We start from the raw sequence: 15,043 nt of genomic DNA on the forward strand, positions 1-15,043 counted from the left end.
AACAATTAATATTCAATTAAATAACAATAAGAAAAGTACATATGCAATAGTAATTTATTTAATGCGTCGGCCCTGTATCGAGAAAAGGAACACTCCTTTCTAAGAAAAACAAAGTACGATACCGGATAAACGTAATGATACTGTTTAGGGGGACCCTTGAAACCTCTTCATTGTAATAATATGTCAATATACCAATGTCTTGCGATAAAACAGCGCAGCCAATTGGTACATCAGCACATTGGCAACTTTTGCATCAGGCTGAGTGTTATTACTATTTCACTGTAAAGATGAGGAGCTTCTTTGAGATATGAAATACCTAATAATAGTGAAAATCCAGGCTTTTCTGCCTGTTAGTCGGTATTTGTTGACAAATCATCATTAATGGGGATTGTCTGATATAATTATTCCCCTTATCTTTGCCGAAAACAAACTTAGATGAAACGATTGTACCTATCTATCCTGAAGTGGTTCCTCCCTGTACTGTTTATTTCGTACATGGCAGGCATTACGCTGTTCACCCACTCGCACGTGGTGAACGGGGTGACAATCGTTCACTCACACCCCTTTAAGAAAGGAACAAAACATGAACATACGACTGTTGAGTTCCAGCTAATTCACTTCTTAACCCACGTTCAAACCACAGATGCGGGTATTATCCCGGTCTTTGCAGCATTTACGGCATTGTTGTTGTGTACGCTTCTATGGTGTCCTCAACGTATAGGCCGTCATGCTTCTTGTGCAGGAGTGGTGTCATTGAGGGCGCCTCCTTCGCCTTATCTATCGTAAACTCTTTCCGCCTCAACGCGAAAGAACCTCTTTTTTAATCATCTATTAATAATAAGTAACTACCGGATGGTGGTTGGGGAAAGGACTGTACAATTGTTCTGTCTCCATCCTTTGTCATTGCCAGGTGGTTACTACTGACTACAAACGAAAATGAAAAAATATATCTTTATTCTCGTTGGCCTGTGCTATGCTTTTTTCTCAGCAATGGCCACACAACCTGAACATCCTGAATTCCCTGAGTTGAAGAAATCTGACGCCAATATCATCGGGCATGTACTTGATAAGAATAGCGGCGAGCACTTACCATATATTACGATTGCCCTTAAAGGGACTACCATAGGTACGGTAACAGATGCTACGGGACACTATTTTCTGAAGAATCTTCCCGAAGGTAATTTCAGGATGGAAGTCAGTTCTGTGGGATACAAAACCCTGACCCGCGACGTAACCTTGAAAAAGGGCAAGACGCTGGAAGAGAATTTCGAATTGGAAGAAGACGCTATTGCCCTTGATGGAGTAGTTGTCTCTGCCAATCGTAACGAAACAACCCGTCGTATGGCACCTACATTGGTCAATGTGGTCGATCTGAAACTGTTTGAATCTACCAACTCCAGTACTCTCTCGCAAGGACTAAACTTTCAGCCGGGTGTGCGGGTGGAAACCAACTGCCAGAACTGTGGCTTTCAGCAGGTACGTATCAATGGGTTGGACGGACCGTATACACAGATCCTGATAGACTCTCGTCCGGTGTTCAGTGCTCTTTCGGGGGTGTATGGGTTGGAGCAGATTCCTGCCAGTATGATTGAACGGGTAGAAGTAATGCGCGGAGGTGGTTCGGCTTTGTTCGGATCGTCTGCAATAGCCGGAACAATAAACATTATTACTAAAGAACCACTGCGCAACTCCGGCCAGTTGTCTCATACCATTACCGGATTTGGAGGTGGTAACTCTTTCGATAATAACACCTCTTTAAATGTCTCTCTGGTGACGGATGACCATCGTGCAGGAGTTTATATCTTCGGGCAGAACCGTCATCGTTCGGGTTATGATTACGATGGCGACGGTTACACGGAGTTGCCCAAACTAAAGAATCAGACTGTAGGCTTCCGTTCTTATTTCAAGACGAGCACTTACTCTAAGCTGACTTTTGAGTATCATCATTTGCAGGAGTTCCGCCGGGGAGGGGATCTGCTGAATCGTCCGCCTCACGAAGCCAATATAGCCGAGCAATTGGAACATGCTATTGATGGCGGTAGCCTGAAGTTCGATTACTTCTCGCCCGATGAAAAACATCGCCTGAGCCTTTTCGCTTCGGCTTTGAATACAGATCGTGACAGTTATTATGGCGGCGGGCAAGACCTGAATGCCTATGGCAAAACCACTGATCTTACGGCTATGGGGGGTGCACAGTATATGTACAGCTTTGGGCGTTGCTTTTTTATGCCTGCCGATCTCACTGCCGGACTGGAATACAACCGTGACCGTCTGAAAGACAATATGTGGGGATACAATCGCCAGACGGAACAGACGGTGAATATTTACAGTGGCTTTCTCCAGAACGAATGGAAGAATGATAAGTGGGGTATTCTTCTCGGAGGTCGTCTGGATAAGCATAATCTGGTGAATCATGTCATTTTCAGTCCGCGTGCCAATCTGCGTTTTAATCCGACGAAGGATATTAACTTCCGTCTGAGTTATGCTTCCGGTTTTCGTGCTCCGCAGGCCTTTGATGAGGATTTGCATATTGAGAATGTGGGTGGTACGGTGTCTATGATTGAACGCGCTAAAGGATTGAAAGAAGAGAAGTCGCAGAGCCTGAGTGCCTCTGCCGATATGTATCACCGTTTTGGAGCCTGGCAAGTAAATTTTCTGGTCGAAGGGTTTTATACGAACCTGAAAGATGTTTTCGTGCTTGGACCTTATGAGGACCGTGGAGACGGAGTATTGATACGGACACGCGGTAACGGACCGGGTGCAAAAGTCATGGGACTGACTTTGGAAGGAAAGCTGGCATACCTGACACAATTCCAGTTGCAGGCTGGTATCACTTTACAACGGAGTCATTACGACGAACCGCATCAATGGGACGATGACGCTCCGGCTGAAAAGAAAATGTTTCGTACCCCAAATACTTACGGATACTTTACGGCTACCTATGCACCAATAAAGCCGTTAAGTATTGCTCTGTCGGGCATGTACACTGGCAGTATGCTTGTACAGCGTGCTGCCATCTCTGCTGAGAATGCAGCGATGGGGGAGATGCCCGAACGTCCTGCAGTAGCTCTCACTACACCCAAATTCTTTGATCTTGGTATGAAAGTGGCTTACGACTTTAAATTGTATAAAGTAGCAGTATTACAACTCAATGGTGGCGTGCAAAACATTTTCCAGGCATATCAGAAAGATTTCGACCGTGGGGCAAACCGCGACTCCAACTATATTTATGGTCCGGCAACGCCAAGAAGTTACTTTGCCGGAGTGAAAATAACCTATTAAGTAGAATTTTTCCGGCATTGCTTTCCGTGCAGAGAAGTGTACCGGATAATGGAACGCATCTTTGTGCATCTTAGATATATGTATCATATTTTCTTTATGCTTTTAGAGGCGAAATTTCTTTTGTACAGTTGATACGTTCCCTGCATGTAGTAAAGGCGCAGGCTGCATGCAGGGAACGCCTTTACTACATGCAGCCTGCGTCTTTACCGTTTACGCTGTCATAATTACCTTCAGCAAGCGATTGACCTCATTTTAGATTGTCCTCTTTTTTCTCTCCTTTTTTCCATCTCTTATTTCCTTTCTTTTGTATAGTTCGGATAAAATATATATTTTTGTATACCATTATTAAGACATATTTATAACTAAAACATCTATGAAACACACACCATTGCTTCATGCTGTGTTGCTGTTGGGCGTATTCAGTCTGGCATCCTGCATGCACGATCCTACCCATTATCATAAACAGAAAGAGTTACTTGGCAACCGGTTGTTCCATGATGCTACGCTCTCCGAACCTGCCGGACAGTCCTGTGCCACTTGCCATACATTGACTAAAGGTTTTGCAGACATTGATTCCCGTGCCGTATCCGAAGGTGCGGTGAAAGGGCTTTACTCTCAGCGCAATGCGATGACCATCTCTTATTCAAAATTCATTCCCGATCTGTATTACGATGAAAAGGAGGAAACTTATGTAGGCGGTCTGTTCTGGGACGGGCGTTCGCCTTCATTACAGGCTCAGGCAAGCGAACCTTTCCTCAATCCCGTTGAAATGGGGAATCATGACAGGCGTATGGTGGTAGACAAAGTGAAACGTACCTCTTATTATCCGCAGTTGATACGTATTTATGGTGAGACGGAAAATGTAGACTCCCTGTATGCCTATATTACCGATGCATTGGCGGCATACCAGTCCTCAAAAGAGGTAAATCCTTTCTCTTCCAGGTTTGACGCATATAAGAAAGGTAACTATACGTTTACTGCACAGGAGAAACTGGGACTTGATCTTTTTGAAAACAAAGGGCTTTGTGCCGAATGTCATATTCTGGAACGGGATGTTATTGCCCGCCGTACGCTGTTTACTGACCATACTTATGATAATCTGGGTATTCCTAAAAATCCCGAAAACCCGCATTACTGTGTTCCCCAAGAATATTTTCTGCTGACTCCGGACTCTATAGACCTTGGATTGGGAGCTATTGTCCGAAAGGCGGAGGAGAACGGAAAGTTTCGTGTACCTACGCTTCGTAATGTGGAACTGACAGCGCCATACGGACACAACGGGTATTTCAAAACACTTGAAGAGATTGTACATTTCTATAATGTACGTGACGTAAGTGATGAATTTCCGCCAGCCGAATATCCTGCTACGGTGAATAAAGATGAATTGGGTAACCTGGGATTGACTCCTGAAGAGGAAGCCGCCCTTGTTGCTTTCATGAAAACGTTGACGGACGGATATGATCATCACAAGGATAAACCTACCCACCAGCATAAAGACTGATTATTGGCATAACTGTGCATATCCCTCCTTGGAAGTAGTGTAATATCATATTGGCAGGTAAACAACAAAAGTCTCAAAGTCAACTGGACGGAAAACAAGTGCGAACAACAAATCGGATAGTTGTGAAAAAAAGCTGTTTATGACTTTTGTTCAAAGGAAAGCTGCAAAATGAGATGGATTTGTATAAATAATTTTGCCGATTTACATCTGTATCTCAGTTTTTTGTTATCTTTGTTAATGGTAAAGCGTATTCTTTAACAATTGAATGATAAGGAGTACTTTATCTTGTAATTTAAATACTGTTGCTATGGGAAAATCATTACTATTACTATTATCATTCTCTTTTTTTTCTACTTTTTCCCTTATGGTATGCCGGTAATAGATTCCAAGTGGGGAAAAAATCCGCAGGCATATCGTTTTGGAGGCAAAGAACTTGAGAGATTGATGGGATTAAACTTATATGACTTTCAGGCCCGTTGGCATGATCCGGCTTTAGGACGATTTATGTCTGTTGATCCGTTGTGTGAGAAATATTATTCAATAAGTCCGTATGCGTATTGCGCGAATAACCCAATAAATGCAATTGATTTAAGGGGAGATAGCATTACATATATTATTAATTCCACTATGACTAATCCTAATGGCACTACAAGCATTAGTAGCAGTACTTATTACTATGGACAAGATGCAAATGGAAATTATGGTTTTATAGGTAGTAATGGTCAGGTATATTCGGGTAATGATACATATTTAAATAATTTGACTACTGCAATAAATAATTTGCGTGTAGGGGGAAATGTAGGGAATACTTTAGTTAGTGATTTGATGAGTTCGACAAATAGAGTACAAATTGTGCGAGGAAATAATACAGCGGACATTAATGGAGCTTTTATCAAATGGAATCCTAACTCGACAGCAGGAGGCATAAATGCTATAGGATCTGAAAATCGACCTTCATATATTGGATTGGGGCATGAAATGGCACATATTCAAGATGTTTGGAACGGCACTATTGATAATTCTACTTGGGTTACAGCAGGAGGGGTAGCAATCCCTAATTCTGAAAAATATGCTACCCATATAGAAAATCAACTAAGAGCAGAAAATGGGATTCTATTGCGAACCCATTATGGAATAGATGCAAGTACAGGAACACGAGTCGGGTTAGAAAGTACCAGAATAGTTAGAGGTGTAACAAGTTTGTTTTATTGGAAGTCAAATGGAATAGCTCCTAACGGTATTCCATTGTTGTCAACCCCATTTATTTATAGGAGGAGATAAATTTATGAAAAATTATTTGTTTTATGTAATGCTTTTATTCATTACTTGTGGATGTAATACAAAAAAGCATGTGAGTAATTTAAAAATATATGAAGATATATACACTTGTCAAGGAAGTCAAGATATTCTTGGAAAATCACTGAATTTTTACAGGACTCAATTGGATTATTTAAATAATTTCAAGCATGTTCCTGAAAAAGATACTGTTTATATCTTAGAAATGTATGGTGTTCAAGGTAATATGCTTGTTACAATCTGGAATAAACATAATACGTTTTCTTATACCAACGAAAAAGGGGATTTTGAGAGTAAGAATCAACCTTTGTTCACAGAATATATGATGAAATTAGTGTCGGAGTGGAATATTTATGAAATAAAAAAAGAAGAAGAGATGAATTCCAATATATTACCAAGTGAATTGATTTATGCTACTAAAATAGTATTTACTAAGGGAAAATATCATATTGATTGTATTCATTTTAAAGATTTTTTCAATCTGAAAAGAGATCAGGAAAATAACTAAGTTCTTTGATGATCTTTATTGTGGATTTTAAGATCTATTGAAAGATAGAAGAAGCCGCTTTCCCTAACGAAGCGGCTTCTTTCCCAAAAAAGACATGCAAATAAGCTAACACATACAAAAAAAACGATACTAAACGGCAATCTTAATACCTCCTTTTTTACCACAATATCGCTTGCATTGCTGGCAGATATCATACCCCAACATAGCTCCTAAGATGAAATCTTCTTCAGGAGTCAGTTTATTGAGCGGACGGATGATGATATGGCGGATAGCCTCCATACACTCCGGTTTACCAAAGAACAGGTTGATTTTGTTTGGCCCTACTTTCTGAATCATATAACTGATGTTTTGATTCTCCAGTCGGCGCACTGCAAATTCTTCATATTCACGATTCATGGTATAGAGTACCATGTTGCGTACTCCTTTCTTAAATTCATAAATGTGATTCAGGAAAATTCTTACCTCTCCGGGGATTGTTCTTTCAGTGGCCATAATGCAAGTATATATAATAAAAAGTATTAGTTAATTTCTTTTTTGAGTATTTCCACCCATTGAGCAATGCGTTCGTCTGTCTGGCCGTCTTCGTTCACTTCATCAATAGGGAGCCCCATAAATTTGCCGTTCACTACTGCTACGGATGAATCGAAAGTATACCCTACAGTGTCTACTGCACCAACAAATGTACAACCACTGGCTTTCAGATCTTCATACAAGATACCGATTCCATCGCAGAAGGTGTCGGCGTATGAATCGGAATCACCACAGCCAAATAGTGCTACAAACTTATGCGTCAGGTCTGCTTTCTTCAAAATTTTAATGCCATCATACCAGTCGTCCTGCAATTCGCCTACGCCCCAGGTTGAAGTACCCAATACCAATACACCATATTCTTTTGCCAGCGCATCAGTCAATGCTGAAACATCATGAATATCTCCCTGAGGAACATTCAACTTCTCTGCAATGCGATGGGCCACGTCTTCTGTGGTTCCTGTAGTAGAACCGTAAAATACACCAATTTTATTCATTTTCAATTTCTGTTTTATTATGATGGTGCAAAGGTAAGGTAGCCGGATGATATAGAAAATCCCCATTTATAATGGAATAACACGTTGGTACTCATTATAAATGGGGATGTAGCTATTGGTTATTAATAAGTGTGTGAAGCCAGATGCTTTTACACCTTAATTATATTAATGATGAAACAGACGGATACCCGTAAATGCCATGGCAATGTTATACTTATCACAAGTTTCAATCACATGATCGTCGCGTACTGAACCTCCCGGTTGTGCAATATAACTTACACCACTTTTGTGTGCACGCTCAATATTGTCACCAAAAGGGAAGAAGGCATCTGAACCCAATGCTACTCCGGTTAGCGTATCCAGCCATTCGCGTTTTTCTTCACGGGTCAGTACTTCCGGCTTTTCGGTGAAGAATTGTTCCCAACTACCGTCTGCCAATACATCCATATAATCTTCAGAGATGTAAATGTCTATTGTATTGTCACGGTCGGCACGGCGTATTTTATCTTTCCAGGGGAGATTCATTACTTTCGGATGTTGACGCAGATACCAGATGTCAGCCTTATTTCCGGCAAGGCGGGTGCAATGGATACGTGACTGTTGTCCGGCACCAATACCGATAGCCTGTCCGTCTTTGGCATAGCATACGGAGTTGGACTGTGTATACTTTAATGTAATGAGGGCAATAAGCAGATCGCGTTTGGCATCGGTGGGAATCTCCTGATTCCGGGTCGGCATCTCTTTGAGCAGAGATTCGTCTATCTTCAATTCATTGCGTCCTTGTTCAAAAGTGATACCGAATACATCCTTATGTTCGATAGGAGCAGGGCGGTATGCCGGGTCTATTTTTATAACATTGTAAGTACCTTTGCGTTTGTTACGAAGAATTTCCAGTGCTTCGGGTGTGTAATCAGGTGCTATAACCCCATCGGATACTTCGCGATTGATAAGGCGTGCTGTCTCTTCATCACACGTGTCAGAAAGAGCAATGAAATCACCATAAGATGACATACGGTCTGCACCACGGGCACGGGCATAAGCAGTAGCCAGCGGAGAAAGTGGAAGATCGTCTGCAAAGTAAATCTTCTTTAGCGTCTCATTCATTTCTACCGCTACGGCAGCACCTGCCGGGCTGACATGCTTGAAGGAAGCGGCAGCCGGAAGTCCGGTAGCTTCTTTCAGCTCTTTTACTAATTGCCAGCTGTTGAATGCATCCAGTAAATTGATAAATCCGGGACGTCCGTTTAATACTTCGATGGGCAGTTCTCCGTCTTTCATGAAGATACGGGCAGGCTTCTGGTTAGGATTGCAGCCGTATTTCAGTTCTAATTCTTTTGCCATGATTTATAATTAAAAATTAAAGATTGAAAATTAAAAGACCGGTGTTGTAGCTTGATAAATTCTTTCTGATTATGAGCCTTATTACAGGCTTGTATGAACTTTACCGTCAAGGTTTCTTCCCGGACTAACGTCGCAAAGATAAGCATTTTAATTTTTAATTATTAATTTTTAAATCCCCAAAATACCTATAAATGGGGATTGCGTGCACGAAAAAATATCCGTTCCTTTGTACGCGTAATATAAAAATAGGTATAAATGGACAGATTACAAAAATATAAATCCTCCGATAAGATGATTGATCTTATCAGTGATAATTACTCTCTGTTACAGGTTATGAGCCGTTTTGGGTTGTCTTTGGGCTTTGGAGACAAAACGGTAAAAGAAGTTTGCGAGATGAATGGAGTCGATTGTCCGACGTTTCTTGCGGTAGTGAATTTTATGGCCGAGGGATTTTCGCGTATGGATGGTGAAACAGATGGTCTGTCTATTCCGGCATTGGTTGACTACTTGCGGCAGGCTCATATTTATTTTTTGGAGTTCTGTCTGCCTGCTATACGGCGCAAACTACTGGAAGCTATTGATTGTTCAGAGAACGATGTATCTTTTCTTATTCTTAAATTCTTCGACGAATATATGCGGGAAGTACGCAAACACATGGAGTATGAGGAGAGAACGGTGTTTAAGTATGTAGATGCGCTGCTTGAGAATAACGCACCAAAGAATTATCAAATCAGTACATTCTCCAAACACCATGATCAGGTAGGAGAGAAGTTGACTGAACTTAAAAATATTATTATTAAATACTGTCCTGCTAAGGCAAACACCAATTTGCTTAATGCTGCATTGTTTGATATATATGCTTGTGAAGAGGGGCTTGAGTCTCATTGTAAAGTAGAAGATTATATTTTTGTTCCTGCTATTCTGAAGTTGGAAAGGAGGATGAATGACAATGAAAAATAACGAAGCAATTCGCATAGCTGTTGCAGAAAATTCTGTGATTATCCGTAGTGGGTTGACACTGGCATTAAAACGTTTGCCTAATCTGAAAGTCCAGCCGGTAGAACTTCTTTCTGTTGAAGCATTACACGACTGTCTGCGTACGCAGTATCCCGATATATTGGTAGTAAACCCAACATTTGGTGACTATTTTGATGTAGTGCGATTTCGTGAAGAAACGACTGGAAAAGGAATTCGGGTGGTGGCACTGGTAAGTTCGTTTATTGATGCAAACCTGCTAAGTAAATACGACGATTCCATCTCTATTTTTGATGACCTGGAGACACTTTCCAACAAGATAACCCGTTTGGAGAATATTGAGCCTGATATAGAGGAAGACGGACAGGAGACACTAAGTCAGCGGGAGAAAGAAATTGTGGTATGTGTAGTGAAGGGGATGACAAACAAAGAGATAGCCGAAAAACTGTTTCTTTCTATCCATACTGTAATCACTCACAGAAGAAATATCAGTAAAAAGCTGCAAATACACAGTGCTGCCGGTTTGACTATCTATGCTATTGTAAATAAGCTGGTTGAACTGAGTGATGTGAAAGATTTATAGCTTTAAAAAGTGTTATAAAACGCAAAACCGTTTGCGCACACGGAAAAAAGCTGTATCTTTGCAGTGCAATTGAGAAATTGTTATTAGTTTAAAAGGTAAAAATAAGAAATTAAGGTATTAGAATTTAAGGTATAAACAAAGCTTCAATAGGTACAAATAAAAGGTAAAAGATTAATAAGGATAACAATAGAATAATAGGTAATTGAAGTTTTTTTAGGTAAGAAAGAAGATTGTAATTCAGGAAAAAAGAGGAAAACAAAAGAAAAGCCTTATGGCTTTTCTTATCAGAGGCGAGGAATTCTTTAAAAGAATTTGCTCGTTTTTTTATTTTATTATTTCGATGTAAGGTGCTGATAATCAATTAAAATAAGAATGTACACTTTGGTCATGCAAGAGTGTACATCTTTATATAACAAGAGTGTACACTCTTGCATGACAAAAATGTACACTCTTATGTTTCTTTATTAATTTTCTCGATTCCTACTTGTATATCAACTTGTTTTCTACCCCGTCGCCAAATAGATTATCACCCAATGTTGTAATTTTATCTCCTGTAGCTACCACATGCCGTAGATTATCACATCCCATAAATGCACCGAATTCAATAGCGGTTACACTGGCGGGTAACTCTACCGTACCACATAATCTGCCGCAATTGCTAAATACACGTTGGCCGATCACCTTTAGTCCGTGGGGCAATTTTATACGAAGCAAATATTTTTTTTGAGAGAATGTAAAATCCGGAATAGAAGTTGCATTTGTTTTTGCAATATCTACAGCAACGAGGTTGGGCATGTAGTCTCTGATTAGTTTGAAGTCGTTGTTGTCCAATTTACCTTCAATTGTGAGGAAGTTGATATCTTTGGGCTGTAAGCCTGCCTTTTGTATTTCACTCTCCAGACTACTCATTGCACCCACTTGCAAAGTAGCTTCCTGTGGTTCTCCTTCGATGAAGGCAAATGATTTCCAGTTATCCTTTATTTTGTATCCGTCGCTGCTACCTAATGGGACGAAAATGGCAGTAATACTGTCTGCCAACCCTTCCGGAAGGAGATTGGGCGGCGTTTTCTTTCTGATCTGGCAAATAGCAAGATTACTGCAACCCTTAAAAGCAGCATCTTCGATGTTCTTGATCTTTTCTGAAAGAACCACTTTTTTCAATGACATCTTTCCTTGAGGTTGTCCGTTTACTACCTGGCAGAATGCATATGCAGGAATAAAGTTGGGCATATATACATAGAATTTGTCGGGATGTGTTCCGGCTTTTCCTGTATACATTTTGATCTCTGCATTTGAGATATCGAGTACTTCTAAGTTTTTAAATTCATCCCGCAGGTGCCTGAAGTCTTCTGCATTGATTTTTCCTGTCAGTGTAAGATGAGTAACACTGTTTGCTTCGTCTTCGGTCATCATTGAAATCAATGTTCCTGCTTTGGATACAAAATACTGTTTTTTAATAGGTTGCGCCATAATTCCCGGTGTCGTTGCAGCCAGGAGCAGACCTATAAATAAATGTTTTATTTTCATGAGTGAGCTTTTATTTAGACAAATATACAGAAAAAAGGGAGAACACGCCTCTCTTTTTGTTTTTTATAGTTATTTTTGCTTCCGGCTTAACAATTAATAATGCGGCAGTGGGCATAGTTTTACTATAAGGCTATATGATTGTGGCATACTCTAAGTAAATTATTATATATGGAACAAGAAAATGCTATCCGCCAGGAAAATCCCAGGACAGGGGTTCATGTACTTATCAGTCTGTCTGTTTATATAGGATTATATTTCTTTCTTTCCATGGTGCTTTCTGTGGCTGCTTATCTTGGTTTGGGGCTTTCGGGGGTACATGGATCGTATACACTGTCCCAATACGCAGTTATTCAGACAGCCAGTTTGCTGGCCAGTGTCCTTCCTGCTTTGTTTGTTCTTAAGTATTGCGATTATCGTCCGTTTTCTGATTTAGGACTTAGTATCCGGGGGCGTTGGAAAGACTTCTTGTATGGATTGTTGGTGGCTGTACTCCTGTATGGTATTGGATTCGGACTTTCATTAGCATTGGGAGAGGTCAGGATTATGGGAGTTCATTTTAGCTTTACCAATCTGGCGGGGAGTTTCGGTGTCTGTATTCTTATTGCCCTTACAGAAGAAATAATGATTCGTGGCTATGTTTTGGGACGGTTGCTGCGGACGAGGCTTAACAAATTCCTTTCGTTGCTGATTTCGTCTGTGTTATTTTCTCTGATGCATCTTTTCAATCCGAATGTAGCTTTTCTTCCCATGCTGAATCTTGTGTTGGCTGGCTGTCTGCTCGGAGCTGCTTTTCTCTATACCCGTAATCTCTGGTTCCCGATTTCGTTACATCTGTTCTGGAATTGGTTGCAAGGTCCTGTGTTGGGGTATAAAGTAAGCGGGATTGAGCTTTGTCCGCCACTGTTACAGCTGCAACTGCCAGAGAATACCATTTTGAACGGCGGTACTTTTGGCTTTGAGGGATCTATCATCTGTACGATACTGATGATTGTACTGACGGGAAGTATTATCTGGTACTTTGAAAGAAGAAAATGCAGATAAATAGGTTTTCTTACTTATAAAATTACGTATTTAACGCAGTGTTAAATAGGTAATTAACGCACAGTTAAAATGCATAGTTTATATGGATAAAGTACGTACTTTAATGGTGTAGATATACAAATGTTAAATACACATTATTAGGTTGCAAATAGATATTTCTTATCAGTCTTGCTATCTTATTCTGCTATCAGTCTCATTTTTATTTTCTATCTTTGTCACCCCCTTTGCATACTGGCAGTGTGCTTAAGGATTAGATTGTAAATGAATAGAATTTAAATAGTAAATATAAAGATGGCTGAACAACCCAAAAGAATTCCACGTAATACCAAATCCAAAACTCCACAACCTATAACTGATTACGGACGTATTCAGCCTCAGGCGCCGGAACTGGAAGAGGCTGTATTGGGTGCTTTGATGATCGAGAAAGATGCTTATTCTTTGGTGAGTGAAATACTTCGTCCGGAATCATTCTATGAACATCGTCATCAGTTGATCTATGCTGCTATAACCGATCTGGCAGTCAACCAGCAGCCGGTGGATATTCTCACGGTAAAAGAACAACTTGCCAAACGGGGTGATTTGAAAGAAGTAGGTGGTCCGTTTTATATCACACAGCTGAGTAGTAAAGTAGCCTCTTCTGCGCATATTGAATATCATGCCCGTATCATTGCACAAAAGTATCTGGCACGTGAGCTTATTACTTTTACCAGTGGCATTCAAAGTAAAGCGTTTGACGAAACGCTCGATGTGGATGATTTGATGCAGGAAGCCGAAGGAAAGCTCTTTGAAATTTCGCAGCGGAATATGAAAAAGGACTATACGCAGATCAATCCGGTGATTAGCGAAGCGTATCAGTTGATTCAGAAAGCTGCTGCCCGTGCCGATGGATTAAGTGGTTTGGAAAGTGGTTTCACTAAACTGGATAAGATGACTTCCGGTTGGCAGAATTCCGACCTCATTATTATTGCTGCCCGTCCGGCTATGGGTAAAACGGCTTTTGTGCTTTCCATGGCTAAGAACATAGCTGTCAATTTCCGTAATCCAGTTGCATTGTTTTCGCTTGAAATGAGCAATGTACAGTTGGTGAACCGTCTTATCTCCAATGTGTGCGAAATACCCAGTGAAAAGATCAAGAGCGGACAGCTTGCTGCATATGAGTGGCAACAGTTGGACTATAAACTGAAAGACCTGATCGACGCACCGCTTTATGTAGATGATACGCCTTCTCTATCCGTGTTTGAGCTTCGTACAAAGGCACGCCGTCTGGTACGTGAGCATGGTGTAAGAATCATTATTATTGACTACCTTCAGCTGATGAATGCCAGTGGTATGGCTTTTGGTAGCCGTCAGGAAGAGGTTAGTACTATCTCTCGTTCGCTCAAAGGGCTTGCCAAAGAGTTGAACATTCCTATTATTGCTCTGTCACAGTTGAATCGTGGTGTAGAAAATCGTGAGGGTATTGAAGGAAAACGTCCTCAGTTGAGTGACCTTCGTGAATCCGGAGCCATTGAGCAGGATGCCGATATGGTATGTTTTATTCACCGTCCGGAGTATTACAAAATATTTCAGGACGATCATGGAAATGATCTTCGTGGTATGGCCGAAATAATTATTGCAAAGCATCGTAATGGTGCTGTGGGTGATGTTCTGTTGCGATTTAAAGGTGAATATACTCGTTTCCAGAATCCGGATGATGATATGGTAATACCTGTGCCCGATGCAGGGGCGATGCCTGTACTTGGCTCACGTATGAATAGTAGCTCCGGTAATGTTCCGCCGCCTGTACCCGATTTTGCTCCACAAAGTGCCAATCCGTTTGGTGGAGGAGATGAAGGACCTTTGCCTTTCTGATTAGTAAGTTTTTGAGAATGTAATAAACGCATTGGAATCATTGAATTTCAATGCGTTTATTACATTTTTTTATTATTTTCGGTTTCTATTGATTTGTAGGGAAACACAAAAGA

Annotated in this window: 14 protein-coding genes; 10 read left to right on the top strand and 4 right to left on the bottom strand. The window is 40.7% G+C overall.

Annotated features, from left to right (window positions below; translation table 11 throughout):
* Positions 1-416 precede the first annotated feature (416 nt).
* The 6 genes from ACESQI_RS02870 (at position 417) to ACESQI_RS02895 (ending at position 6,587) form a co-directional block, all read left to right on the top strand.
* Positions 417-569 carry a hypothetical protein gene (locus ACESQI_RS02870; RefSeq protein ID WP_373125489.1) on the top strand — a complete coding sequence of 51 codons (153 nt, stop codon included), beginning with the start codon at positions 417-419 and terminating at the stop codon, positions 567-569.
* On the top strand, positions 496-786 hold the full coding sequence (locus ACESQI_RS02875; protein ID WP_373125482.1) for a hypothetical protein: 291 nt from the start codon (positions 496-498) through the stop codon (positions 784-786). The genes ACESQI_RS02870 and ACESQI_RS02875 overlap by 74 nt, the downstream gene beginning before the upstream one ends.
* A 150-nt stretch (positions 787-936) precedes the next feature.
* Positions 937-3,282: a TonB-dependent receptor domain-containing protein gene (locus ACESQI_RS02880; protein ID WP_373125409.1), complete on the top strand. Its 2,346-nt coding sequence runs from the start codon at positions 937-939 to the stop codon at positions 3,280-3,282.
* A gap of 373 nt (positions 3,283-3,655) precedes the next feature.
* A complete protein-coding gene (locus ACESQI_RS02885; protein WP_373125410.1) occupies positions 3,656-4,783 on the top strand; it encodes a cytochrome-c peroxidase in 1,128 nt (375 codons plus the stop codon).
* A 369-nt stretch (positions 4,784-5,152) separates the two neighbouring features.
* Positions 5,153-6,064: a M91 family zinc metallopeptidase gene (locus ACESQI_RS02890; RefSeq protein WP_373125411.1), complete on the top strand. Its 912-nt coding sequence runs from the start codon at positions 5,153-5,155 to the stop codon at positions 6,062-6,064.
* Positions 6,065-6,068: 4 nt separating this feature from the next.
* Complete coding sequence (locus ACESQI_RS02895; protein WP_147351266.1) at positions 6,069-6,587, top strand: hypothetical protein; 519 nt, start codon at positions 6,069-6,071, stop codon at positions 6,585-6,587.
* A 129-nt stretch (positions 6,588-6,716) separates the two neighbouring features.
* On the opposite strand, the gene ACESQI_RS02900 is transcribed toward ACESQI_RS02895, so the two are convergent.
* From ACESQI_RS02900 to ACESQI_RS02910, 3 genes are all read right to left on the bottom strand, one after another.
* Positions 6,717-7,079, bottom strand: a complete 363-nt coding sequence (locus ACESQI_RS02900) for a DUF2023 family protein (protein WP_025867146.1) — start codon at positions 7,077-7,079, stop codon at positions 6,717-6,719.
* Positions 7,080-7,105: 26 nt separating this feature from the next.
* The gene (gene fldA / locus ACESQI_RS02905) at positions 7,106-7,612 is read right to left on the bottom strand and encodes a flavodoxin FldA (RefSeq protein ID WP_122201563.1); all 507 of its coding nucleotides are present in this window, start codon (positions 7,610-7,612) and stop codon (positions 7,106-7,108) included.
* 165 nt (positions 7,613-7,777) lie between these two features.
* On the bottom strand, positions 7,778-8,953 hold the full coding sequence (locus ACESQI_RS02910; protein WP_122201564.1) for a phosphoribosylaminoimidazolecarboxamide formyltransferase: 1,176 nt from the start codon (positions 8,951-8,953) through the stop codon (positions 7,778-7,780).
* 255 nt (positions 8,954-9,208) lie between these two features.
* Between ACESQI_RS02910 and ACESQI_RS02915 the strand changes: the two genes are divergently transcribed.
* Both ACESQI_RS02915 and ACESQI_RS02920 read left to right on the top strand, forming a co-directional pair.
* Entirely contained in the window at positions 9,209-9,913 is a 705-nt protein-coding gene (locus ACESQI_RS02915) for a hemerythrin domain-containing protein (RefSeq protein ID WP_044095111.1), read from the top strand.
* A complete protein-coding gene (locus tag ACESQI_RS02920; RefSeq protein ID WP_025867149.1) occupies positions 9,903-10,511 on the top strand; it encodes a response regulator transcription factor in 609 nt (202 codons plus the stop codon). The genes ACESQI_RS02915 and ACESQI_RS02920 overlap by 11 nt, the downstream gene beginning before the upstream one ends.
* 480 nt (positions 10,512-10,991) lie before the next feature.
* On the opposite strand, the gene ACESQI_RS02925 is transcribed toward ACESQI_RS02920, so the two are convergent.
* Positions 10,992-12,038, bottom strand: a complete 1,047-nt coding sequence (locus tag ACESQI_RS02925) for a leucine-rich repeat protein (protein ID WP_122201565.1) — start codon at positions 12,036-12,038, stop codon at positions 10,992-10,994.
* Positions 12,039-12,206: 168 nt separating this feature from the next.
* Here ACESQI_RS02925 and ACESQI_RS02930 point away from each other — a divergent pair, with 168 nt between their 5' ends.
* On the top strand, positions 12,207-13,079 hold the full coding sequence (locus ACESQI_RS02930) for a CPBP family intramembrane glutamic endopeptidase (protein ID WP_007485910.1): 873 nt from the start codon (positions 12,207-12,209) through the stop codon (positions 13,077-13,079).
* A gap of 291 nt (positions 13,080-13,370) precedes the next feature.
* The gene (dnaB, locus tag ACESQI_RS02935; RefSeq protein WP_007485909.1) at positions 13,371-14,930 is read left to right on the top strand and encodes a replicative DNA helicase; all 1,560 of its coding nucleotides are present in this window, start codon (positions 13,371-13,373) and stop codon (positions 14,928-14,930) included.
* The last annotated feature ends 113 nt before the right edge of the window (positions 14,931-15,043 follow it).

This window comes from Bacteroides sp. HPS0048, assembly GCF_964240755.1.
GTDB classification, from domain to species: Bacteria; Bacteroidota; Bacteroidia; order Bacteroidales; family Bacteroidaceae; genus Bacteroides; species Bacteroides nordii.

Excerpts from the sequence above, each read along its gene's own strand:
- fldA (WP_122201563.1), bottom strand. The coding sequence starts at position 7,612 with ATGAATAAAATTGGTGTATTTTACGGTTCTACTACAGGAACCACAGAA.
- ACESQI_RS02900 (WP_025867146.1), bottom strand. The coding sequence starts at position 7,079 with ATGGCCACTGAAAGAACAATCCCCGGAGAGGTAAGAATTTTCCTGAAT.
- ACESQI_RS02910 (WP_122201564.1), bottom strand. The coding sequence starts at position 8,953 with ATGGCAAAAGAATTAGAACTGAAATACGGCTGCAATCCTAACCAGAAG.
- dnaB (WP_007485909.1), top strand. The coding sequence starts at position 13,371 with ATGGCTGAACAACCCAAAAGAATTCCACGTAATACCAAATCCAAAACT.
- ACESQI_RS02890 (WP_373125411.1), top strand. The coding sequence starts at position 5,153 with ATGCCGGTAATAGATTCCAAGTGGGGAAAAAATCCGCAGGCATATCGT.
- ACESQI_RS02875 (WP_373125482.1), top strand. The coding sequence starts at position 496 with ATGGCAGGCATTACGCTGTTCACCCACTCGCACGTGGTGAACGGGGTG.
- ACESQI_RS02925 (WP_122201565.1), bottom strand. The coding sequence starts at position 12,038 with ATGAAAATAAAACATTTATTTATAGGTCTGCTCCTGGCTGCAACGACA.
- ACESQI_RS02930 (WP_007485910.1), top strand. The coding sequence starts at position 12,207 with ATGGAACAAGAAAATGCTATCCGCCAGGAAAATCCCAGGACAGGGGTT.
- ACESQI_RS02915 (WP_044095111.1), top strand. The coding sequence starts at position 9,209 with ATGGACAGATTACAAAAATATAAATCCTCCGATAAGATGATTGATCTT.
- ACESQI_RS02880 (WP_373125409.1), top strand. The coding sequence starts at position 937 with ATGAAAAAATATATCTTTATTCTCGTTGGCCTGTGCTATGCTTTTTTC.
- ACESQI_RS02920 (WP_025867149.1), top strand. The coding sequence starts at position 9,903 with ATGAAAAATAACGAAGCAATTCGCATAGCTGTTGCAGAAAATTCTGTG.
- ACESQI_RS02895 (WP_147351266.1), top strand. The coding sequence starts at position 6,069 with ATGAAAAATTATTTGTTTTATGTAATGCTTTTATTCATTACTTGTGGA.
- ACESQI_RS02885 (WP_373125410.1), top strand. The coding sequence starts at position 3,656 with ATGAAACACACACCATTGCTTCATGCTGTGTTGCTGTTGGGCGTATTC.